This window comes from Arthrobacter sp. B2a2-09 (assembly GCF_027587375.1).
GTDB lineage: Bacteria > Actinomycetota > Actinomycetes > Actinomycetales > Micrococcaceae > Arthrobacter.
The window spans coordinates 1-22,660 of record NZ_JAMXIC010000043.1 but is presented as its reverse complement, the minus strand read 5'-3'; the positions used below and the strand labels follow the sequence as shown (position 1 = coordinate 22,660).

General features: G+C 59.5%; 19 protein-coding genes and 1 pseudogene. 14 read left to right on the top strand and 6 right to left on the bottom strand.

Annotated features, from left to right (window positions below; genetic code table 11):
- A pseudogene (locus NFJ07_RS24765) lies at window positions 1–136 on the bottom strand (Gfo/Idh/MocA family protein); the annotation flags it as partial.
- Entirely contained in the window at window positions 133–870 is a 738-nt protein-coding gene (locus NFJ07_RS24760) for a sugar phosphate isomerase/epimerase family protein (RefSeq protein WP_269998688.1), read from the bottom strand. The pseudogene NFJ07_RS24765 and the gene NFJ07_RS24760, both read right to left, overlap by 4 nt.
- A 488-nt stretch (window positions 871–1,358) precedes the next feature.
- On the opposite strand from NFJ07_RS24760, the gene NFJ07_RS24755 reads away from it, so the two are divergent.
- The 3 genes from NFJ07_RS24755 (at window position 1,359) to NFJ07_RS24745 (ending at window position 3,328) form a co-directional block, all read left to right on the top strand.
- Complete coding sequence (locus NFJ07_RS24755) at window positions 1,359–1,973, top strand: HAD family hydrolase (protein ID WP_269998685.1); 615 nt, start codon at window positions 1,359–1,361, stop codon at window positions 1,971–1,973.
- A gap of 108 nt (window positions 1,974–2,081) precedes the next feature.
- Window positions 2,082–2,669: a sugar O-acetyltransferase gene (locus NFJ07_RS24750; protein WP_269998683.1), complete on the top strand. Its 588-nt coding sequence runs from the start codon at window positions 2,082–2,084 to the stop codon at window positions 2,667–2,669.
- Between the two features lie 5 nt (window positions 2,670–2,674).
- Window positions 2,675–3,328: a TetR/AcrR family transcriptional regulator gene (locus tag NFJ07_RS24745; RefSeq protein ID WP_269998681.1), complete on the top strand. Its 654-nt coding sequence runs from the start codon at window positions 2,675–2,677 to the stop codon at window positions 3,326–3,328.
- Window positions 3,329–3,597: 269 nt separating this feature from the next.
- Here the strand turns inward: NFJ07_RS24745 and NFJ07_RS24740 are convergent, their stop codons facing one another.
- The gene (locus tag NFJ07_RS24740) at window positions 3,598–4,305 is read right to left on the bottom strand and encodes a TetR/AcrR family transcriptional regulator (RefSeq protein ID WP_269998679.1); all 708 of its coding nucleotides are present in this window, start codon (window positions 4,303–4,305) and stop codon (window positions 3,598–3,600) included.
- A gap of 327 nt (window positions 4,306–4,632) precedes the next feature.
- Between NFJ07_RS24740 and NFJ07_RS24735 the strand changes: the two genes are divergently transcribed.
- The 6 genes from NFJ07_RS24735 to NFJ07_RS24710 all read left to right on the top strand — a co-directional run bounded on the left by NFJ07_RS24735 (window position 4,633) and on the right by NFJ07_RS24710 (window position 12,169).
- On the top strand, window positions 4,633–6,246 hold the full coding sequence (locus tag NFJ07_RS24735) for a GMC family oxidoreductase (protein ID WP_269998678.1): 1,614 nt from the start codon (window positions 4,633–4,635) through the stop codon (window positions 6,244–6,246).
- Window positions 6,243–8,036, top strand: coding sequence for a thiamine pyrophosphate-binding protein (locus tag NFJ07_RS24730; RefSeq protein ID WP_269998677.1), 1,794 nt, complete (start codon window positions 6,243–6,245; stop codon window positions 8,034–8,036). Before NFJ07_RS24735 ends, NFJ07_RS24730 begins: the two co-directional genes overlap by 4 nt.
- 14 nt (window positions 8,037–8,050) lie before the next feature.
- Window positions 8,051–8,887, top strand: coding sequence for a sugar phosphate isomerase/epimerase family protein (locus tag NFJ07_RS24725; RefSeq protein ID WP_269998676.1), 837 nt, complete (start codon window positions 8,051–8,053; stop codon window positions 8,885–8,887).
- A gap of 140 nt (window positions 8,888–9,027) precedes the next feature.
- Window positions 9,028–10,338, top strand: coding sequence for an ABC transporter substrate-binding protein (locus NFJ07_RS24720; RefSeq protein ID WP_269998674.1), 1,311 nt, complete (start codon window positions 9,028–9,030; stop codon window positions 10,336–10,338).
- 152 nt (window positions 10,339–10,490) lie between these two features.
- Window positions 10,491–11,318 (top strand): carbohydrate ABC transporter permease, encoded by an 828-nt coding sequence (locus tag NFJ07_RS24715; RefSeq protein WP_269998672.1) that lies wholly within the window; start codon window positions 10,491–10,493, stop codon window positions 11,316–11,318.
- A complete protein-coding gene (locus tag NFJ07_RS24710) occupies window positions 11,315–12,169 on the top strand; it encodes a carbohydrate ABC transporter permease (protein WP_269998671.1) in 855 nt (284 codons plus the stop codon). The genes NFJ07_RS24715 and NFJ07_RS24710 overlap by 4 nt, the downstream gene beginning before the upstream one ends.
- 182 nt (window positions 12,170–12,351) lie before the next feature.
- On the opposite strand, the gene NFJ07_RS24705 is transcribed toward NFJ07_RS24710, so the two are convergent.
- The gene (locus tag NFJ07_RS24705; RefSeq protein ID WP_269998669.1) at window positions 12,352–13,320 is read right to left on the bottom strand and encodes a LysR family transcriptional regulator; all 969 of its coding nucleotides are present in this window, start codon (window positions 13,318–13,320) and stop codon (window positions 12,352–12,354) included.
- A 34-nt stretch (window positions 13,321–13,354) separates the two neighbouring features.
- Window positions 13,355–14,776 (bottom strand): aspartate ammonia-lyase, encoded by a 1,422-nt coding sequence (locus NFJ07_RS24700; RefSeq protein ID WP_269998668.1) that lies wholly within the window; start codon window positions 14,774–14,776, stop codon window positions 13,355–13,357.
- A 288-nt stretch (window positions 14,777–15,064) separates the two neighbouring features.
- On the opposite strand from NFJ07_RS24700, the gene hisD reads away from it, so the two are divergent.
- The 3 genes from hisD to NFJ07_RS24685 all read left to right on the top strand — a co-directional run bounded on the left by hisD (window position 15,065) and on the right by NFJ07_RS24685 (window position 19,424).
- Window positions 15,065–16,363, top strand: coding sequence for a histidinol dehydrogenase (hisD, locus tag NFJ07_RS24695; protein WP_269998666.1), 1,299 nt, complete (start codon window positions 15,065–15,067; stop codon window positions 16,361–16,363).
- Window positions 16,364–16,492: 129 nt separating this feature from the next.
- On the top strand, window positions 16,493–18,757 hold the full coding sequence (gene treS / locus NFJ07_RS24690) for a maltose alpha-D-glucosyltransferase (protein ID WP_442865397.1): 2,265 nt from the start codon (window positions 16,493–16,495) through the stop codon (window positions 18,755–18,757).
- A gap of 421 nt (window positions 18,758–19,178) precedes the next feature.
- Window positions 19,179–19,424, top strand: a complete 246-nt coding sequence (locus NFJ07_RS24685; protein ID WP_269998664.1) for a hypothetical protein — start codon at window positions 19,179–19,181, stop codon at window positions 19,422–19,424.
- 250 nt (window positions 19,425–19,674) lie between these two features.
- Here the strand turns inward: NFJ07_RS24685 and NFJ07_RS24680 are convergent, their stop codons facing one another.
- A complete protein-coding gene (locus NFJ07_RS24680; protein ID WP_269998662.1) occupies window positions 19,675–20,568 on the bottom strand; it encodes a LysR family transcriptional regulator in 894 nt (297 codons plus the stop codon).
- 148 nt (window positions 20,569–20,716) lie between these two features.
- Here NFJ07_RS24680 and NFJ07_RS24675 point away from each other — a divergent pair, with 148 nt between their 5' ends.
- Complete coding sequence (locus tag NFJ07_RS24675; protein ID WP_269998660.1) at window positions 20,717–21,877, top strand: iron-containing alcohol dehydrogenase; 1,161 nt, start codon at window positions 20,717–20,719, stop codon at window positions 21,875–21,877.
- A gap of 91 nt (window positions 21,878–21,968) precedes the next feature.
- Window positions 21,969–22,660: aldehyde dehydrogenase family protein (locus NFJ07_RS24670; RefSeq protein ID WP_269998657.1), on the top strand; the 692-nt coding region annotated here is incomplete at its 3' end.

Genomic DNA, 22,660 nt, shown 5'->3' with positions numbered 1-22,660 from the left:
TGACGTGGACCTTCAGGTCCGGGAAGACCGTCAGGTTGTCCAGGTAGGCCTTGCTGATGTTGCCGGCGCCGATGACGCCGACGCCCACCGGCCCCCGGCGGGAGGACGGGGTGGATTGGTGGGTTGCCGCGCTCATGCTTCGGCGCCGGCTTCCAGATAGCGCAATGATGCCTCCATCGCTTCGAACATGTCACCGTCATAGGCGTCGAACTCCACAACGCCCACCTCCAAACCAGGTACTGCATTGATAGCTCCCCAGATGTCCATTCGCCCCTGCCCCGCGGGCAATTGGGCAAGGAGGTTCATATTCACGGGACCGTCTTTGATATGAACGGCGACAACCCTGGTGCCCAGCCGTTTCAGAAGCTCCACGGGATCCTGGCCTCCAACGGCGGCCCAGTAAGTGTCGACTTCCAGGATGAGTTCCGGATCCAACAGTCCCGAGAAGTACTCCAGGGCGGTCTGGCCTTCGATGGTGGACTCAAGTTCCCATTGGTGGTTGTGGTAGCCGACGCGGATGCCGTATTCGGCACCCTTCTTCGCGGCGGCGTTGAGCTTGGCCGCGGTGGCCTGGATGTCCTCGGCGTTCTGCCAGTGCTCGGCAGGCAGGTACGGATCAATCACGGTGGTGATGCCGAGCTTTTTTGCGGCGGCGAAGATCTCATCCTGGTCCTGGCTCAGCAGCGGCGCATGCCCTGTCGGAGTAGAAATGCCGTTGTCGGCAAAGGCGCGGGCGAACTCATCAGCGCGGGCAACAAAGTCATAGGGCTCAATCTGGTCATAGCCGATCTCGGCAAGGCGCCGGATCGTGCCGGGGAGGTCGTCTTCGACAGCGCTGCGTACGTTGTAGAGCTGGACAGAGTAGTTCATTGCGACGAATTCCTTTGAGTTGGAGGGCATGGAGAGATGCTGCTGGCGCACTGGTGTTTGACGGGGGCGTTGGAGGGGCGGGTCCGACAGAACACAAGGATTGCTTATGAAGTGTGAGTAAAGCCTAAGGGAACCTTTTGGCTATTGGCAAGCAAAAGGTGGCCACCCCTCGATGAATCTTAGATTTATGTGTACGAGCGTCCATACCTCCGGACGGCAGCGGGGCCCCCCGCAGGCGAACGCCTGGCGATGATGGAAGTGAAGAATAAATGATCGCTATTAACCTTCATATGAAACTACGACAGCCTATTATTTGAGAGAATATAAGTGATGGGTGAGCAAAGCGTCTGATTGATGTGCCCTTCCCAGGGTCGGTCAGCCTGCTGTCTGGGGGCGTCACGTGAGCGCATTCGTGAGCGGACCGTCCGCATCACGTGCCGCCCGCTCATCCGAACTATCGATTCCTAATTGGAAGGCAGGCTAAGGCTATGGCCGTGCAGCCAAACGATGTGCTGATCTTCGATCTCTTCGGAGTGATCGCCAAAGATCAAAATCAAGAAGGTAGGGATGCGCTATTGGCTACCGGAGGCGTCCCGGAGGAAGATTTTTGGGCGGCGTACTGGAACCAGCGTCCGCCATATGATCGCGGAGAGGTCACCGGCACCCAGTACTGGACCGACGTTTCTGGCCAATTGGCTACGAGTTTCGATCCGGACCGGACTAGGCAACTCATAGAGCACGACATCGCCAGCTGGTCGCTCGTCGATGATCAGATGATCGCTCTACTGGAGGACCTGTTCAGAACCCGACGTCTCGCGTTGCTCTCCAACATTCCGCAGGAGATTGGGGAACACTTTCTGCGAAGGCACCGGTGGCTCGACCTGTTTGAAGTCCGAGGACTGTCTTATCAGATTGGATATGCGAAGCCTGAACGGGAAACTTTCGAATGGTGTATCCGTGAGCTCGGGATTGAACCCCACCGAGCCCTCTTTGTCGACGACAGAGAAGAAAATATCCGAGCTGCCCAGCAAGCCGGGCTCCGGAGCTACCTTTTTACATCTCGCGAGGCGCTCAGCCAGATGTTGGGGGAGAACAGAACCTGATGGAGAGGGACCGGAGGCATTGCGGTAGTCCTAGGCCAGGGCATGCTTGTCACCGCGAGCGAGCTCGTCCGCCACGCCGAGCGGCCATTCTTTAGTACAGTTGTACACATGGCGGCTGAGTATTTCCGAGACGACCCCCGGAGTAACCACGAACGGATGCTCGCAGGGGATCTCTACATTTCTGATGATCCGCAGATCCTCGCTCGACAGCAGCGCGCTATTCGCCTGGCCGGGGCATATGCTGCTGCCTACGTTGAGGACATAGATGCGGCTCAGCCGTTCATCCATGAGCTCATCGGGTGCCTGGCCGAAGGTGCCCATATAAGACCACCCATATTCGTCGACTACGGATCCAATATCAGCATCGGTGAAGGCACATTTATTAACTACAACCTCACTGCTCTTGACGTGGCCACGATTTCAATTGGAAGCCATTGCCAAATTGGCCCGAACGTCCAACTGTTGACACCGACCCATCCCGTGGAGGCTCAACCCCGAAAAGACAAGCTGGAATCGGCCAAGCCAATTGTCATCGGAGACAACGTGTGGTTGGGCGGGGGAGTCATCGTCCTTCCAGGTATAACGATTGGCGAAAACACCGTCGTCGGTGCTGGGGCAGTCGTCAGCCGCGACTTGCCTGCCAATGTCGTGGCCATGGGGATTCCGGCCAAAGTCATCAAGACCATTGAAAGCTAAAGCAAATGGCAAAACGGCGGGTTGATCCGGATCGGCGTGACCGGATCATTGAGGCGACATTGGATCTGATTGCTGCCGAGGGCGTGGCTGGCACTTCACATCGGAAAGTGGCGGCCCTTGCAGATGTCCCCTTGGGTTCCATGACCTATCACTTCGCAGGAATGGACGAACTTCTGCACGAAGCGTTCACGCGTTTTGCCACCCGTATTAGCGACCGGTTCGAGCGACGTATGAACGAGGCCTCGACCATAGAAGCGGTCAAAGAGGCCGTCGTCGAGATGATCATGGAGGATACCTATGGTGATCGGGACGCTCTGGTCCTGACGTTGGAGCTCTACACGCTGGCGGCCCGTCAAGCGAAGTTCCGGCACCTCACTCACGATTGGATGATGCGCAGCCGCCGTGCCTTTGAAAGGTACTTCGACCCGGATGTGGCTCGACAACTGGACGCGCTCGTCGAAGGACTTTCAATTCATCGAGCCTTTGAACCGCGCGACGACGACCGCGAGCTGGTTTCGAACGCCGTCGACAAGCTACTAAGAGAAGCGCCGTCTCAGCCGGTAGCGCCCTCGTCGGTTGACGCTTCGATCACCTTTTCCGACGAGCTTCATACGACAGTGTCCATGCCTGCCCGTCGTTTGCCAAGATCTGTCGGTTAGTCGGCGACGCGGCGTTGCAAGGCAAGAGCGAGCAGATCGCGGGACACGCCTTCCAACGCTTTCTTTCGCTGTTGGCGCTTGTGGTGGGATGAACTGGTCCCGCGGTCTCCACCTGTCACAGTGTGCGAGGGTTGTACATCTTCGCAGTGGCTCGAGCTGACCCTCATTTCCCCTTCAAAGGGGTCGTGGAACACCATCTCGTGGGGCATGGACTTTGGAATCGGTCCAGCGTCGTATCCATTATACGAAGTCTTCACGTCTGCTTCTTCCTAAGGATTTCGTGATGGGCCTAAGGACCAAGAGCCGGCGATGACTCTTGCCACCGAGTCGGTTGCAAGCGGCTCTCCGTCCGTAGAGGCAACGCCCCTACGAAGAGTCAGGCCGTCCATGAGAATCTCCAGAATCTCCGCTGTTATTGGGTCGAAGTACCGTTTCAGGATTTTAGCGCTACCCTCTACCCACTTGTTCGCGATGTTGCGCAAAGCAGGTTCACGAATGACCAGGGCCTGAAGTTCGCGAGATAGGGCCAGGCATCGCGGGGGACTAGCGGTGGCGTCTTCGTGAATCATCGCCACTATGATCTTGCCTGCGGCACGATGATCCCGTGCTGGTTTCAGCCGATCCTCGAGCCGGGCGAGGGACTGGCTTACAAAACGCTCGAACCCTGCCTCCAAGAGCTCGTGCATGCCGCTGAAATGGTAGGTCATTGACCCCAGGGGAACATCGGCTCGGGTCGCGATCTTCCGGAAACTGGTACCGGCTACACCGTTGTCAGCAATGACCGCGAGCACTGCGTCGATAATCCGATTCCGACGTTCCGGATCAAAACGTCGGATTCGGAACGTGCTAGCCGCCTCGGAGGCCGGACTCGGTGATAGCACTTTCTCTCGCTGGGAGTCAGGGTGCTGCGGGACATTCGAACGGGCGGACCACTCCACATCAGCGGGAAAAGGGTCCGGCGGATCCTGTGTATCCATCAACTCTGCACCTTCCGCATGTGTACGCACGTACATTGTTTCCGATGCGTACGATCGTGCACTAGATTTCTTATGCGTACGATCGTACACTAAAGGAAAAGAATGTGAGCAAGGCCACTTGCGGGACGTCCCAATGTGCAGCAAAACCGTCCATCGAGAGACTCTAACCAAACTTCATGCTTGAGTAAACTCGTAATCCGTGTACTCTTGCTTATAGGTGATGTGACTCTCACTCGTGACGTACTGCAAAAGTTCGTAGTCCACTGGCAGGTCCAGACTCACGCACCCGGCCCCAGCAATGGCCAGAACCGAGAGGTAAATTCCAAAATGACTGTTGAGACTTCTTTGCAGATCGATGGTCCTGCAAAGTCCAGCTACGACGTCGTAATCGTCGGAAGCGGCATGGGCGGCGGTACGCTGGCCTACGCACTGAAGGACGCAGGCGTCAGCGTATTGCTCATCGAGCGCGGAGGGTTCGTTCCCCAGGAGAAACAGAACTGGGACCCGGACGCCGTGTTCGAGCACGGCCGATACAAAAATGCTGAAAAGTGGTACTCCGACACGGGAGAAGCTTTCAGCCCCGGTACGTACTACTACGTCGGTGGCAACACGAAGTTCTACGGATCGTCCTTAGTGAGGTTTCGACGCGAAGATTTTGTCGCGACCGAACACGAGGACGGCACTTCACCAGCCTGGCCGTTCACGTATGACGACATAGCTCCCTATTACTCGCGGGCCGAAAGGGTCTACAAGGTTCATGGAGACCAACACGATGATCCCACGTTGCCCCGCGACGAGCCCTTTCCTTACCCTGCGATCGGTCATGAACCCGAGGTGCAGGCTGTTGCGGATGGGCTGGCCAAACAGGGACTGACTCCGTCCAGCATTCCCTTGGGAATCGACTGGCGTCAGGGTGGTGCCTGTATCCGCTGCCGCACTTGCGACGGTTTTCCATGTCGCGTCCTGGCCAAAATGGATGCCGACGTCGCCTGTGTACGGCCGGCTCTTCAAACGGGCAACGTGGAACTGTTGACCGAGGCGTACGCCGAAAAGGTGCTCACCGACGAATCCGGCCAGACTGCCACTGGCGTACAGCTCGCCCACAACGGGAAGACCATCGTCGTCGAGGCCGGAAAAGTGGTCGTTTCTTGCGGCGCCGTCAACTCTGCGGCGTTATTGCTCCGGTCCGGCACAGACAAACACTCCAACGGCCTCGCCAACTCCTCCGGAATGGTTGGCAGGAACTACATGGTGCACAACAACAGCATCATGATCGCCTTGCACCCCAAGAGGAACAAGGTTGAGTTCCAAAAGACGCTCTACTTCAATGACTATTACCTCAAGGGCAACGCGGATTTTCCGTACCCGCTCGGTCACGTCCAGTTGATCGGCAAGCTCCAGGGCGCCATGCTGGTCGGGCAGAAGCCGCTCATCCCCAAATGGGCCCTCGAAATTGCTGCCCGCCACAGCATGGATTGGTGGCTCTTCACGGAAGATCTTCCCGATCCGGAAAACAGGGTGACCCTAAGGAACGACGAAGCCATCCAGATCAGCTGGAAACCCAACAATGTTGGGGCACACCAGCACCTGGTCAAGGAGATGAAACGCATTCTCCACAAGATGGGCTATCCACTGATCTTCAGTGAAACCACCGGTATTGCTGTCAACTCCCACCAGGCCGGAACGATCCGGGCCGGAGATGACCCGCGGTCGTCCGTGCTCGACCCCAACTGCCGGACCCATGATGTCGACAACCTCTTCGTCGTCGACTCGTCCTTCTTCCCCTCACTTCCAGTGATGAACCCGGCATTGACCATTGCCGCAAATGCCTTCCGTGTCGCGGAACATATCGTGCCCGGCGCAGCCCAGCGCCAGTCCGAGACGCGCGCCCCAGAATTCCTACCGCTAACCCCCGTATTTACAGGAAGTAAGAACAAATGACTGATCAGCAGCTGACCGGTGGACAGATGATTGTCGACTGCCTCATCCGAGAAGGTGTCGAGCGCGTCTTCGCCGTCCCCGGGCACGGCAACACGGCACTCTTGGACGCCTTCGTTGACCGCGCCGACGAGATCGAAGTAATCCCCGCCATGCACGAGCAGGGCGCCGCCCATATGGCCGACGGGTACTACCGCGCTTCTGGCAAGATCGCCGCCGTCTGCACCTCGATCGGACCGGGGGCAACCAACACCTTGACCGGTCTGGTCACCGCCTTCGCGGACTCGCAGCCCTTTATCCTGATTACGGGCGCCGTCCACACATACATGGAAAACCGCGGGGTCCTTCAGGAAATCGACCGGCCGCACGGGAACAATTTCCCCCGCATGGCCGAACCGGTAGTCAAGCGCTGGTGGCAGCCCAGCCGCCTCGAACAGATCCCGATGGTCATGGACCAGGCATTCAACACCATGTACGAAGGACGCCGGGGCCCGGTGCTCGTGGATGTGCCGCAGGACCTGCAGGCCGAATACGGCGACTATAAGCGCATACCAGGCTCCCGCCGGGCCCAGACCCGCGCAACCGGTGACGCCAGGGCAATCGCCGCGGCCGTCGAACTGCTCAAGACCGCCAAGCGGCCCGTCATCCTCGCCGGCGGCGGTGTCATAGCTGCCGAGGCCAGTGAGGAACTCCGTGCCATCGCCGAACGCCTCGGCGCACCTGTGACCCACTCGTTCATGGGAAAGGGAGCCTTCCCGGCGGACCACGACCTGTACGCCTGGCCGTGCGGCGACATGGGTTCAATCTCCGGCAATGGCGTAACCCGCACGGCCGATGTCATCCTCGCAGTGGGGTGCCGATTCAGCGACCGCATCACTTCCTCCTATAAGGAAGGCGTCACATTCAACATCCCGTCAGTCACCAAGCTGGTTCACATTGACATCGACGGATTTGAAATCGGCCGCAACTACCCCGTGGAGGTCGGAATCGTCGGCGACGCCAAGACCTCCCTGGCCGCCATCCGAGATGCTCTGGGCAACGGTCCTGACTACCACGACACCGAGTACTTCGCTGAGCTCCAGGAGCTCAAGGCCAAGTGGGAAGAACACCTGCGGCCCATGCGCGAAACCGACTACCTCCCCATGACCAATTCACGGGCAATGGTCGAAATCCGCAAGGCACTGCCCCGCGAAGGAATTCTGGTTACAGACTCCAGCAATCCCGCAAACCAGGCATTCAACGAGTTCCCCATCTACGGGCCCAAGACAAACATCGTGGCCGGTGGTATGTCAGGAATCGGCTTCGGCCTCCCCGCTGCCATCGGGGCGCAAATCGCAGTTCCCGGGACGCCGGTCCTAGCTATGGTCGGAGACGGCAGCTTCCTCCAGACAGGTACCGAGCTGTCAACGGCGGTCATGCTCGGCACACCGTTGGTCGTCGTCGTTCTGAACAACGGCGGCTGGGAAGCCATCAAGGATCTTCAGATCAGCCTGTTCGGCGCTGAGCGCCGCCTGGTCACGAATTGGAGCACTCCTGACGGGAAGCCCTACTTCGCCAACATTACCGAGTTCGCACGCTCCCTGGGCTGCAGCGCCGAGCGGATCGAAGACCCCGCAAAGCTGGCGCAGGCGATCGAACGTGCCTTCGCCACCGAGGGACCCGTCGTCATTGAGGCCATGAGCGCCACCGAGCTTCCGTGGACCGAGATGCACCCGACCGGTTGGTGGGACATCACCGTTCCGGCTTACCACGGTGACACCCGCGATGAATACGTCGCTCAGCGCGGGTTCTAGCCAGGAGAAACATCATGGGTGACATCAAGCTCGGACTCAACCTCGAATTTGCACGATACGAAAACGGTTCATTTGACTGGGCGATGGACCGTGCCGCGGAAATTGGCTACCGCTATGTCGAACCGATGGTCCACTGGGGCCGGGAGTTGCTCAGCGAGGCCGGTTATTTCCACAGCCGGTCAATGCTGGACGACCCGCTCAAGCTCAGGCAAGCAGCCGAGCGCCGGGGACTGCAGATTTCCTCGCTCTCAAGCCATGCGCCACTTGCCAAACCCGACATCGCCGTTGACTACCTCAAACAGTCCATCCGATACGCGGCCGAGTGCGGGGCGCCAATGATCATGGTCGACGACGGCCCCCTGCCGCTGTGGACCACCGAAGAGGAGAACTTCACCCTGATGAAGTACACACTCCAGGAGGCGGCCCTCGTGGCCGAACCGCGCGGGATCGCCATCGCGATCGAAACCCACGGACCCTACACGGCCACGCCGGCCGGGTTGGACCGGCTCATGAAACTGATCGACTCGCCGGCACTGACGATCAATCTGGACACCGGCAACAGCTATCTGAGCGGAAACGATCCGCATGCGTGGCTTGAAGACATCGTTTCAAACGTCACGCACATGCATGCCAAAGACATCTCAGTCGAAGACGCCAAGAAGTACCGCGGTAAAGTCCGCGGGATGCTCGGCTGCGCCTGCGGAGAGGGGGTCATCGACTGGGAACGGATCGTCCGCACCCTCGCGGATGCTGACCACGATGTGGTCCTCTCGGTCGAATGCGGATCGCTGGATGCGGCGGTAAAGAGCCACAGCTACCTCAGCGAGCTGATCTCAAGAGTTCGCACCTAGCAGAGATCAGTTACGCATCCGGGCCGTCCGCATCCGGCGATGGTCGGCGCCGGAACCAGATGTCAACGCGAGGGCGGGAAAACCACGGACAACGATGACCACTCCCTGCCCCCGACCACACCAGCAAATAAGGAGAAGCCATGAAGAATATACTCCCCCCGACCGCCATGTCTCGTCGCGGTTTCCTCGCCCTCACCGGGGCGGTTACCCTTACCGCTTCCGTCAGCGCCTGCGCCGTCGGCGGCGGAAACGCATCGGCAAGCGGCGGTAGTACGGTCAAGTTCTGGGACATGCCGTGGGGCGACAAAAACTACACCGATGCGGCCCAAAGCTTGGCGCAGGCCTACAAGCCCGGTGATGGCATGCCGGGCGTGTCGTACCAGCAGGTCAACTGGGACGGGTTCAACCAGACGTTCTCCTCCGCAATCGCCTCCAACACGGGACCGGCTGTTTCCACCGGTGGCGGCTTCCAGGCGTTCCAGTTCGCGAAGCAGGGTGCCATCGCCTATGCCGACAACCTCATCGATTCCTTCAAGAAGGACGGCACCTACGACGACTTTCTCCCGCACACACTGGATGCGATGAAGACCTCCGACGGTTACGTGGGCATCCCTTGGAACCTCGACGTCCAAGTCTTCTGGTACCGCAAGTCGATCCTGGACCAGATCGGAGCAACGCCGCCGCAGTCCTGGGATGATGTGTTGGACGTGGCAAAGAAGGCTTCTGCCAAGGGTTATGTCGGTTTCGGTATCAGCGGTGGCAGTGGCAACTACGGACCCATGGCCGTGCTGAGCCTGATGATCAACAATGGCGGTGGCCTCTTCAACTCCAATGGCGACCTCGACGTCGTCAATGACCGCAACGCGGAGGCAGTTGATTTCCTAACCGAGCTAGTCAAGCAGGGTGCCGTCGATCCGGGCTCCGTGAGCATGAAGGACGACGATCTCACCACTCTCTGGACGAACAAGAAGGTAGCCCTCGGATTCCAAAGCCCGGCATTCAACAACGTCGTCGGCGACGAGAAGGACGTCCTCGTGACGGACCCCCTCAAATCCCGCCGCGGCGAAGTCGGGGGGCTCTACTACGTGAACAACATCATGATGTACAAGAACACACCGTCCCAGGCCGGGTCTGAAGCGTTCACCTCGTACTACATCAAGAACATGAAGACGCTCTGGCAGAAAGGCGTCATGCAGGGCCTGCCCGCCCTGAAGTCCATCACAGAGCTCCCGGAATTCAAGGCAAACGCACAGAACACGGCGGTCGTCGAGAAATGGCAGCCCATTTGCAAGACCACCGCCGCACAATCGAGCGCCCTCACCGCCAAGCTCGCGACCATCGACGGCGGTCAGGCCATGACGGATTTCTGCCAGACCGTCCTCGCCGGAAAAACCCCGTCCAAGACCATCCTGACCAAGCTTGAGAGCGACATCAAGGCCGCCATCTCCTAGCGAAGCAATAGCGAAAGCCGTCACACACCATGAGCACCTCCGTTCGCCGCACTGAACCACCCTTGACGGTGAGGACGCCGACCCACGAACCGCGGAACCGCCGCCGAAGGAGCAGTCCCGGCCGCGCGCCTGCAACCAAGCTCTTTCTGATCTTGCCGTCAGTCGTCATACTCATCCTCACGAATGCGTACCCGATCGCTTACGCCGCCTTTCAGGCCCTGCACAACGGGAGCCTGATCTCACCAGGGGAATTTGTCGGCGTCGACAACTTCGCGAAGGTCCTGGCCGATCCTGCCTTCTGGCGGGCAGCGGGATTTACCGCTGTCTTCGCGGTTGCGGGGGTCTTCGGAAGCTGGATCATCGGGATCGCAATCGCACTTCTGCTCCGCACCCGGATTCCAGCCAAAGGGCTGCTGAAGACAATTCTCCTGCTTCCGTGGGTCGTGCCTATTGTTGTTTCGGCCATGTCCTGGAATTGGCTCATAGGAACGAGTTCCAGCCCTGTCCCGACGATCTTCCACGCGCTAGGCTTCGGGGACGCCATTTTCCTCTCCGATCCGCTTGGCGCCCAGATCACGGTCTGCCTGTTCGAGATCTGGGTCAACTTCCCGTTCATGATGCTCATGATGAGCGCTGCTCTGAGTTCTGTAGATGAAAGCATCTACGAAGCCGCCAAAATCGACGGCGCCAGCGCTCGGCAACAGTTCCGTTACATGACACTGCCTATCATCGCGAAGCCCACGTACATCTCCTGGGTCTTGATGGCGATATTCTGCGTCAACGACTTCCCGACCGTGTATCTCCTCACCCACGGGGGCCCGGTCGGCGCGACGAACACCCTGGTTGTTCTGGCCTACAAGACCGTATTCCAGAACTTCCAGACAGGCCCGGGCGTTGCCATCGCTTTCCTCATGACCCTTGCGTTGGCCATCGTGGCCGTGCTGCTCTTCCGACAGATCCGAAAGTCGACCTCACAATGACCACTACAACACTGAGAACCAAGATCGCAACCCCCCGGCGGTCCGTCGAAGCAGGAAGCCGTGGGCAATGGCTGCGCTTTGCGATCCTTGTCGCACTAGCGGCATTCGCCCTCATCCCGATTGCGGGAACCGTTGGCCTCTCCCTCCGGGCGAACAATGGGACCGGCTCCCTAACCCTGGACAACTTCGCGAAAGTGCTGAGCAGCAGCGGCACGGTCGCCTGGCTGGTCAACAGTCTCCAGGTCGCATTGGCGACAGTCGTGGTGTCAGTAGCAGTCGCGGCGCCGGCCGGCTATGTCCTATCGCGAGGGAGGGGCCGGCTCGTCGGAGGCTATTCCCTACTGCTCTTCGTCGTACAGGCCCTTCCCGTGATCACGTCCGTGATTCCGTTGTTCATCCTCTTCTCCCACATCGGCCTGGCCGACAACCTCGTCGGGATCACGATTTTGTATGTCGCCAGTTCCATGTCTGTGGCAACCTGGATGATGGCCTCCTACATGGACGGGATCCCTGGGAGCCTCGAAGAGGCGGCATGGATTGATGGAGCATCGGTGTTCAAAGGGTTCCTTCACATCGTGCTCCGGAACTCACTGCCAGGTGTACTCTCGACCGCCATCTTTACCTTCCTGATGGCTTGGAACGACTATCTTGTCGCATCGATCTTCCTCCGCTCGGCAGGAACCTTCACGCTCCCGATCGGCGTCCAGACCTTCTTTCAGCAGCATTCGACCGACTGGGGATCAGTTATGGCGGTTGCCGTCATCATGCTGCTGCCACCCACGATCATCTTCGCGACGCTGAACAAGTTCTTCAGCGTCGGGGGTGTCGCGGGATCGTTGGCAGGTCAGTAGAAGTTCGCGGCACTATTTCGCGGACGCGGGACGGGTGATACCCGGCCCGCGCCACGTTCCTACAAAGTTTGCCTATGTCCGACGGCGAAGTGGCCGGCATCCGGGAGATGCCGGCCACTTCTATTTCTGAAACCGATATCGGCGGGGGAGAAAGACGGACCTCGGCTCGACGGACTCTGTGGTCAGTGATTTTCGGTCAGAAACGCTTCGATGTCGTGCGCGCCGTCGAGTATTTCGGCGGTGCCATGGTCCGAGGTCTGGTGGTCAATAAGGGCTGAATGTGCCAAACGGGCCATCTCCTTGGTCGGGGGGGAGAGAAGCTGGCCGTGTCTCTTGATGAGTGCCAGAGTGTCGAACATTGGCTCAGCCAAGGAGACGGCTTGCAGCCCGCGCGGGAAGACCTCGGACTCAAGGGAAGCCCTGCAGGCGATGGTGTCACCGAATCCGTCGGCAGCCAGTGACAGTGCGGCTGACAGATATTCGACTTCGATGCCTGCATTAAGCGATAAACCACGGAGCCGAGCCCGGGCAGAGAGCTGCTTCCGGGCCGGATCTGTCTGGGCGTAGTGGGCGTCGTAGAGGATCAGGGGAGCGCTGCAGATTGCGGCGATATCCGGGGGTGTCTGCACACGCTCCGGAACGGCACTGACGTAGACCACCTCATCCCGGGCCAGGGGGAGTACGTCCAACCGGTCGTCATCAATCGGCAAAGTGACCAGGCCCGCCTCAAGATGTCCCGAAACGACGTCGCTGACTGTTTCGGCACTATTCTGCCCCACTAGGCGGATACGTACATTCGGGTGTTTCTCGCGGAAGCGCTTGGCCAGATCCTGACGGATGTAGAACTCTGCATTTCGCAGGAGCCCGAACGTTGCGGTACCACCGCCCAAGGACAGTAGCGCGTTCACTGCTTCGGTGCCTTGCTTGGCGGAGAAAATGGTCTGCTCCGCGTAAGGCAGCAGTTCCTCCCCGGCCGCCGTGAGCACGAGGGCCCGGCCACTGCGGTTGAACAGTGGCACGCCAAACTCTGATTCCAACCGGCGGATGAGGTCCGACACTGCCGGCTGGCTCATGCCCAATTCGACGGCAGCAGCCGTGAAAGTCTGTCCGCTGGCTGCTGCCACAAATGCTTCAAGTTGGGCCAAGGTCATAAGTCAATCCTATAGCTCATGGGTAGATGATGCTCTATCGCTCCTTGGCGGATATCCCACCGCCGGCGATTGCCTGGGGATGAAGTAGCCGGCCCAGGAGTTCCGGGTCAAGGAGTTCCTTGTCCAACACGAGATCAACAACGGCCCTGCCAGTGCGCAGCGCTTCAGCGGCAATCTCGCCGGACATGTGGTAGCCGAGATAGGGGCTCAGAGCGGTGACGATGCCAATGCTTCGAGCGACATGGTCTTGAAGTGTTTGTTCGTTGGCTGTGATTCCGTCGATGCAAGCGTCCGCGAGCGTGTTTGCCGCTATCCGGAGGTGGTTGATGCTTCGAAACAGGCTCGAGGCTATGATCGGCTCGAAGGCGTTCAGTTGCAACTGTCCGGCTTCCGCTGCGAGGGATATCGTTACGTCGGCGCCGATGATCTCAAATGCCACTTGATTGGCCAGTTCTGGGATGACCGGGTTCACTTTCCCGGGCATGATGCTGGAACCGGCTTGTCGAGCGGGAAGGTTGATCTCGCCGAACCCGGCGCGAGGTCCGGAAGACAGGAGGCGAAGGTCGTTGCTGATCTTGGACAACTTCACGGCTGACCTCTTCACAGCGGCGGAAATCAGAACGAAGACACCGCAGTCCTGAGTAGCTTCTACAAGGTCGGGGCTGGTTGTCACGGGCAATCCTGTGACCGCCTCAAGGTGTTCTCGAACTATCGACGCGTAGCGGGGATGTGTGTTCAACCCGGTACCGATCGCCGTCGCCCCGAGGTTGATTTCGTGCAAATGCACTGCCGCCTCTGTCAGCCGCGCAACATCCTCTCTGATGGTGACGGCATAGCTTCTGAATTCCTGGCCCAATGTCATGGGTACCGCGTCCTGCAGTTGCGTTCGCCCCATCTTCACAATGTGGTCGAACTCCTGCGCCTTTCGTTCACACGCTGCCTGAAACTTCTCGAGTGCACCGACGAGGCCATTGCAGCCGTAGATAGTGGCAAGTTTCAGGGCGGTTGGGTAGACGTCGTTTGTCGACTGGCCCATGTTGACGTGTTCGTTGGGGCTGATGAGACCATATGAACCTCTTGGTTCGTTAAGGTGCTCCAACGCGCGATTGGCGATGACCTCGTTGGCGTTCATGTTTGTTGAGGTTCCGGCGCCTCCCTGGATCAGGGGAACGGGAAACTGGTCCTGGAACACGCCCGATCGCAAGTCCCGGCAGGCGGCAACGATGGCGGTGCCCACGTTCCGATCCAGCAATCCGAGTTCCATATTGGCTTTTGCTGCCGATTCCTTGACTGCCGCGATGGCACTGACGAGGCCGGGCGCACTGCCTACCGTTTCCCCGCCCAGTTGGAAGTTCTCCATCGCCCTAAGCGTGTGGATTCCCCAATACGCCTCAGCGGGAACCTCGCGGACACCCAGCAAGTCTCGCTCCGCACGCGTTCGCTGTTCCTGATCCATGATCCGTCACCTAACTCCGGGGGTGGCTGTTGCTGGCCGCCACCAGTCCAGGACTGAACATGCCAAGCCTGAAGCGGTCGCGCGTCCATATATAAGTTAACCTTTTGAAAAAGAAATAAAGACTAGCATTTGCTTTTCCTCAATGCTAACCTGTGGTACACGAAGGATAAGGAAAAGCTTGTCACTCTGTCCCAAACCAAAGTGTAATGCTATGGTTTTGTGGATTCCAAGTAACGAGGAGCACACGCACTACCTGCGCTCTGGCTCCAGCAACGAAAGAGAAAACCATTGCGCACTTCCCTCAAGAATGCTGACGTCACCATCTCGGACCCCACCTCGTCTTCAGGCGTGAGGGAAACGGTCGAAACGGTCATCGCGGACGTTCGCGAACGCGGCGACGAAGCCGTTCGGTCCTACTCCGAGAAGTTTGACAAGTGGTCCCCCAAATCATTCCTCCTCTCGCAGGATGAAATTGATGCCGCCATCGCCCGACTCCCGGAGCAGACGGTTGAAGACATCAAGACTGTCCAGCGCAACGTCGAAAGGTTCGCCCGGCTGCAGCTTGAATCACTGACCGAGTTCGAAGCCGAAGTCGAACCCGGCGTCATCCTCGGCCAGAAGAACATTCCGATTGACGCCGTAGGTGCCTACGTTCCGGGCGGTCGTTACCCGCTTCTGGCCTCAGCCCATATGACGATCGTGACGGCAAAGGTTGCCGGCGTCCGCCGGGTTGCCGCCGCCACTCCGGCGGCCGGGGGAGTAGTCCCCGACGCCTCGATTGCCGCCATGCACTTCGCAGGAGCCGACGAAATCTACTTGCTCGGCGGGGTGCAGGCTGTCGCCGCCCTGGCCGTCGGCACCGAGACAATCGCGTCCGTGGATTTTCTTGCCGGCCCCGGGAACGCCTACGTCGCGGAGGCCAAGCGGCAGCTCTTCGGTGAAGTTGGCATCGATCTCTTCGCGGGCCCCACCGAAGTTCTTATTGTGGCCGACGAGTCGGCCGATCCGTTCTTGATCGCTGTTGACTTGCTCAGCCAGGCCGAACATGGTCCTGACTCTCCTGCGATCCTTGTCACAACCTCGCAAGAGGTCGGACAACAGGTGCTCGAAGAAATCGACCGTCAACTGCTTGGCTTGTCGACCCGCGCAGTCGCAGAAGTAGCTTGGCGCGACCACGGCCAGGTGATCCTGGTCGATGACCTCAAAGAGGCCTACGCCGTCGCCGACGAATTTGCCAGCGAGCATGTGCAGATCCTGACGGCCAACCCCCGCGAAGCACTGGACAGCATGATCAACTATGGAGCCCTGTTCCTGGGCGAAAATACCTGTGTCTCTTTCGGTGACAAGGTCATCGGCACCAACCATGTCCTTCCGACCCGCCGTGCCGCGCGATACACCGGTGGACTGTGGGTCGGGAAATACATCAAGACCGTGACCTACCAGGAAATAACTTCGGTCGCCGCCAGTGCCGAACTTGGCGAATTACTCGGTAGAGCGGCCCGGGCGGAGAACTTCGAAGGCCATGCACGCTCCGGTGACATCAGGGCCGCGCGCCTTGCGGGAGAACGGCCGGCCTGGGCTTCCTAGCCCTATGTCGGTGGAGCGCAAACCGCACGCGCTCCACCGCGCGGTTCGCGGAAGCGATGGTCTAGTGCGGACACTTTCGCCTAGGCTAACGGCCACAGCAAAGTCTGGAAGGGACGAGGAAACCTGCAAATGAACACTCCGGAATCCATGAACCGTCAATCAGCCGAAGATCCGGGCGAGGACCAGGCCGCGACGGCGGCCTTGTCTGAGATTACCTACGATGAGCAGTTCTATCCTGCCCGCCCCCGTCAGCTTCGTCCCAAGGCCCGCCGTCGCCAAACACTGGATGAAGGCCGCCCGCCGTTTGACCCGGACGCACGGAACGCCGTGTATGTTGAGTGGCTGAGAAACCAATCCATGCTCGGCGACGCAGACGCCATGTCAAGGCAACTGTCCGGCCAGGCGAGCATGTGGCAAAAACCGTTCGCACATCCAAGCCCCCGCTCAGCCCTGGACAGGGCGTCGGTATGGTTCACTGCGTATCCCTTGTCCTTCATTACAGCTCCCGGGCAATCGTTCCTAGGTGCCCTGGCGCAACCCAGTCTTTGGGATGCATTCCAGGAAATCGGCATACATGCCCTGCACACGGGTCCCGTGAAGCGCGCCGGGGGAATCACCGGCTGGGACTACACGGCCAGTGTGGACGGACACTTCGACCGAATCAGCATGGCCATCGATCCGTCCTTCGGGACCGAAGAAGAATTCCGAGCAATGTGTCAGGCCGCCGCTGATCACGGCGCAACGATCGTTGACGATATCGTTCCCGGGCATACGGGCAAGGGCCCGGACTTTCGCCTGGCCGAAATGAACTACAAAGACTATCCCGGGATTTACCACATGATCCAAATCCCGGAGTCAGACTGGCATCTGCTCCCGGACGTCCCCGAAGGTAAAGACTCGGTCAACATCAGCATCGACGCCGAAAGGGCACTCCAAGAGGCCGGCTACATCATCGGCCAACTGCAGCGCGTGATCTTTTACGAACCCGACATCAAAGAGACGAACTGGAGCGCCACTCGGGCGGTTTCCGGCACGGACGGAACGATGCGCCGATGGGTCTACTTGCACTATTTCAAAGCCGGACAGCCGTCCATCAACTGGTTGGACCCGACTTTTGCAGGCATGCGCCTTGTGATCGGCGACGCGCTCCACTCACTGGTGGATCTTGGAACGGGCGCCTTAAGGCTGGACGCGAACGGATTCCTCGGCGTAGAGAAGAGCGCGGAGGAACTTCCCGGCTGGTCAGAGGGGCATCCCCTGTCCCAGGCGGCGAACCAGCTCATCGCGAGCATGGTGCGAAAGGTCGGGGGCTTCACTTTCCAGGAGCTCAACCTCACCATCGACGATATAAAGGAAACGTCCGTAAACGGACCCGATCTCTCCTACGACTTCGTGACCAGACCGGCCTACCACCATGCACTTGTTACCGGAAGTACAGAGTTCCTTCGCCTAACACTGCGGCTGGCAATGGAGGCCGGCGTCGATCAGGCCTCCTTGGTCCATGGGCTGCAGAACCACGACGAACTGACCTATGAACTCGTCCATTTCACTACCCGGCATAAGGATGAGACCTTCAACCTCTTCGGCCAGAACCTGACCGGTGCCGGCGTCGCTGAACGGATCCAGAATGATCTCCGGGACGGCCTCACGGGAGAAGCCGCGCCGTACAACCTGTTGTTCACCACGAATGGCATCGCCTGCACGACCGCGAGCGTCATCACGGCCGCACTGGGGATACGGGACCTCGAAACCATGACTGCCGAGCAGGTGGATCAGGTCCGCGATGTTCACCTGCTCTTATCGATGTACAACGCGCTCCAGCCCGGGGTTTTTGCTCTCTCAGGCTGGGATCTCTGCGGGGTTGTTTCTGTGGACGTCGACAAAGTGGCTCAACTAGTGTCCACGGGCGACACCAGATGGATCAACCGCGGTGCCCACGACTTGATGGGGGTCAACCCCGGCGCTGCCGAGTCGTCCTCGGGCCTGCCCAAGGGGAGGAGCTTGTATGGGACGCTTCCGAAGCAGCTGAAGGACGAAACGTCTTTTGCACGAAAGTTGTCCGCCGTTCTCACTAAACGCGAAGAGCTCCAGCTTGCAAAAGGCGAACTCATCGATGTCCCTGACGTTTCGCACCCAGGGATGCTCGTCATGGTTCAACGGCTTCCCTCAGACGCCATCGCGGTCACTGTCCTGAACTTCACCGGCGAAGACATTTCCGGAACGGTCAACTCGACACTTCTGACCCCCGGCGCCGAGGTAACGGATGCTTTCGCTGGAAAGACTCTCAATTCAGTGGACGACCTGCACAGTTTCTATTTCGATATGCCCGCCTTCGCCGGAAGTCTCCTTGTCCTTCGGGAACCCGCACCAAAAGGCGCGGAAGAAGCGCCCTGAGCGCGTTTGAATGAGAGAACCCCGGCATGCCGGCCAGTCGGTGCAAGGCGTGAAGGCGGGGTATGGGATAAGGAAAAGGGGCCATATGGGCACAAAAACTCTACGGCACCGCCGTCGTGATGAGGCATCACGTCCGCACTGGATTGAGTCTGCCAGACTCTGGTTGTCACGCAGCGGCACTGGGAGCCAGATCAGGGAGCCAGCCTATTGCACTCCGTCAACAATGCTTCCAAGCGGCAGCCTGTTCAGCACCATCTATGCCGGACGCCAGGCCCGATTTTCAGGCGCCAAATCGGAATGATCGGCAGGGGCCTGCCTGCGCAAGGCCTCCATCCCATCTCTCGACGCACCGGGGCTGGATACGGCGTGCAAAAAAGAAACAGCCAGGGCACTCACCCTGGCCCCTAACGTTGGAAAACCTATGAATGATTACTATTTCGCCGGCGTCGTACGCCCCGCAGTCAGCGGAAGCGATCTCCGACTCCGAAATGATTGGAGCCTGGCCAGGGGGCAAGTCGTGGAAGTACGCCACGATAACATTCCAACCCGCACTGGAATGGTCGAAGACGTTACGGCGGACGGTTACATCCTCTGGCTTGCTGCCGATGGTCCCGCCACCCGAACCATGGTCGACAGATCAGAAGGATATGAAATCTGGGGCGACTAGGGATGGCTCCCCGGACGCGCCACGCACCCGATGAAGCCCTCACGGTACGAGCCGGCCAACATCGTCGGCGCGTTCGGCGCGACGCCGTATCCCCGGACCGAGACAAGCCGTTCCTGCTGCAAGCAGGAACAAACCAACAATGGCCGCGACTCCGATAGCGAACATCGTGGCAACGTCGGTATAGGACGGACTCGCGTATCGGTCCACAGGATGGCGGGCCTGTCACAGTGACGGGGCCGCATTGGTCTGCCTACCGTATCGGCTCCAAGTAGGGGTGGGAGGCCGCGAGGTCGAAGAGCGCGTTATGGACGGCTTTCGTTCGCGCCAGACGCTGAAGTTCGCGCGGAACCGCGAGCCAGTACTTCCTGCGGATGTGAACCGTGTCCGCAAGAATCCGCACGAGGCGTCGATCGGATTCGCCAATGAACAACGGAAGAACTGCCACTCCAAGGCCCGCAACGGTGGCCATCCACTGCCCCGTGATGTTGTTTGTCTGAATAGCGGGGCGTATTCCGGGTAGAGCCGTGTCCAGGAAGCGCAAGTCGGGAATGTCCAGAAGCGAATCTACGTAGCCGATGACCGAATGGGCTTGCAAGTCATCCACGGCTGCAATGGTCGCGTTGGTTTCCAAGTACTGTGGGGCGGCATAGAGACCCAGCGGATACGTTGCCAGCGCCGTGGCCTCGACACCGCGAATGGTGGGCTCGGCCAATGAAATCCCAACGTCGAATTCCTTCGTGGCAAGAAGGTTCAAACGCGTCGCCGTGACGATCTCGATGGCAAGATCGGGGTGTTTTCTTCTCAGGCCTCCAAGCCCCGGACTCAGCACGAAGGCTCCGAAACCATCCGGCGTCGCGATACGGACGGTTCCCGACAACCGGCCTGGCTCGGACCCCAGCTCTTCCGCCGCCGCCAAGAGCGACGATTCGACAGCCTCAGCATGAATAGCTAGCCGCTGACCGGATTCTGTGAGCGTCCAGCCCCCAGTCGACCGTACGAAGAGCCGGGAAGCCGTGGCTCGCTCAAGGTGGGAAATTCGCCGTCCCACAGTGGTGTGATCCACCCCGAGGCCTCGAGCGGCGGCTACCAGCTTCCCGGTCCGTGCAACCTCAAGAAAGAAACGTAGATCATCCGCGGAAATCACCCCCTCAGCCTACCGTGCAATTATGCACATCGGGGGGCATGTTTGGTCATTGATTCAGACTTGGAATGCATTGAGACTTGAAATCGGATATTTACACGGAACCGCCTTCATGCACAGCTGCTAGGCGGTCGGACAACAAAGGTGTTCCATGGTCGCAAACATCGCTCTTCCCCGCGTCATGAAGGTTGGAAGAGGTGCCGTAAATCAGATCGGTACCCTGCTTGAGGAACTGGGCGCAACTCGGCCCCTCATCGTCACGGACTCGTTCATGCTGACTACACGCAGCGTCGATTCCATGGTGCGCTCGCTCCAGCGGAGCGGTCTTGAGGTCGCGGTCTTCTCAGGTGTTGTCCCCGATCCTACGACTGCTTCCCTGAGTGAGGGCGTCGCAGCTGTACACGACCACGAGGCTGACATCATCATCGGTCTTGGTGGGGGAAGCGCGATTGACACCGCTAAGGCCCTGGGCCTGCTCAGTCGCCAAGGCGGCCAAATGCGTGATTTCAAGGCGCCGCGGAACAACAACGGACCTTCTATGCGGGTTGTTGCAATTCCCACAACCGCGGGCAGTGGCTCGGAAGCTACTCAGTTCTCTATCATCAGCGACTCTGAGACCCACGAGAAGATGCTCTGCGCAGGGATCTCGTTCCTTCCAGTGGCGGCAGTCATTGACTATGAGCTCACTCTCTCAATGCCACCGCGGTTGACCGCAGATACCGGGATCGACGCTTTGACCCACGCAATCGAGGCCTACGTCAGTCGGAAAGCCAATTCCTTTTCCGATGCCTTCGCTTTGTCCGCCATTCGGGCTATCGGCCCAAACTTGCGGCGCGTCTACGCGGACGGGTCGAACGCGAAAGCCCGGGAAGCCATGATGCTTGCCTCTACACAAGCGGGAATCGCCTTTTCCAACTCCAGCGTGGCCCTTGTTCATGGAATGAGTCGGCCGATTGGTGCCCACTTCCATGTGGCCCACGGCTTGGCCAACGCGATGTTGTTTCCGTCTGTCACGGAGTTCTCGGTCGACGCCGCCGAGCCGAGATACGCAGACTGCGCCAGAGCGCTTGGCATCGTGAGTTCAAGCAGTTCAGACCAATATGCCGCCGAGTCTCTAGTGGCTGAATTGCACGCTCTCAACCGTGACCTCGAGGTCCCAACTCCCGAAGCCTTCGGCATCGACCGTTCAGCCTGGGAGGAAAAGATTCCCCTAATGGCCGAGCAGGCGCTCGCTTCCGGTTCCCCGGGCAACAATCCTCTCGTTCCGGACGCTGAGCAGATCCAAGCCATCTACAAGGAAATCTACGCTTAGCTCCCTCCGAAAAGACCGGACCAACGAAGGCTGTCTGCCGGTGAACCCGGTACGGCCCCTCCTCACCTGAAGACTCTGAAAAGGATCCATCATGACCACCATCAAGCATTTCATCAACGGTGTTGAAACCGCCGGCGCCGGCGACCGCAGCCAGCCGGTGTACAACCCGGCCACCGGGGCCGTGACCGCGGAGTTGCGGCTCGCGAACCGGGCCGATCTTGACGCCACCGTTGCCGCCGCGAAGGCCGCGGCGGAAAAGTGGGGCGATTTCTCCCTGGCTAAGCGCACCGCGGTGCTGTTCAAGTTCCGTGAACTGGTCGCAGCCCACGTGGACGAACTCGCGGCCCTGATCACCGCCGAGCACGGCAAGGTCATTTCCGATGCGAAGGGCGAGATCGGCCGCGGTCTGGAGGTCATCGAGTTCGCCTGCGGGATTCCGACCCTGCTCAAGGGCGAGTACTCGGACCAGGTCTCCACCGGCATCGATGTGTTCTCCTTCCGCGAGCCGCTCGGTGTCGTCGCCGGCATCACCCCGTTCAACTTCCCCGTCATGGTGCCGCTGTGGATGGCTCCGATGGCGATCGCCACGGGCAACGCGTTCATCCTCAAGCCCTCCGAACGGGACCCCTCCGCCTCGATGCTGCTCGCGAAGCTGTGGAAGGACGCCGGCCTGCCCGACGGCGTGTTCCAGGTCCTGCACGGCGATAAGGAAACCGTGGACGGTCTCCTGACCCACCCGGACGTGGACGGCATCTCCTTCGTCGGCTCCACCCCGATCGCGAA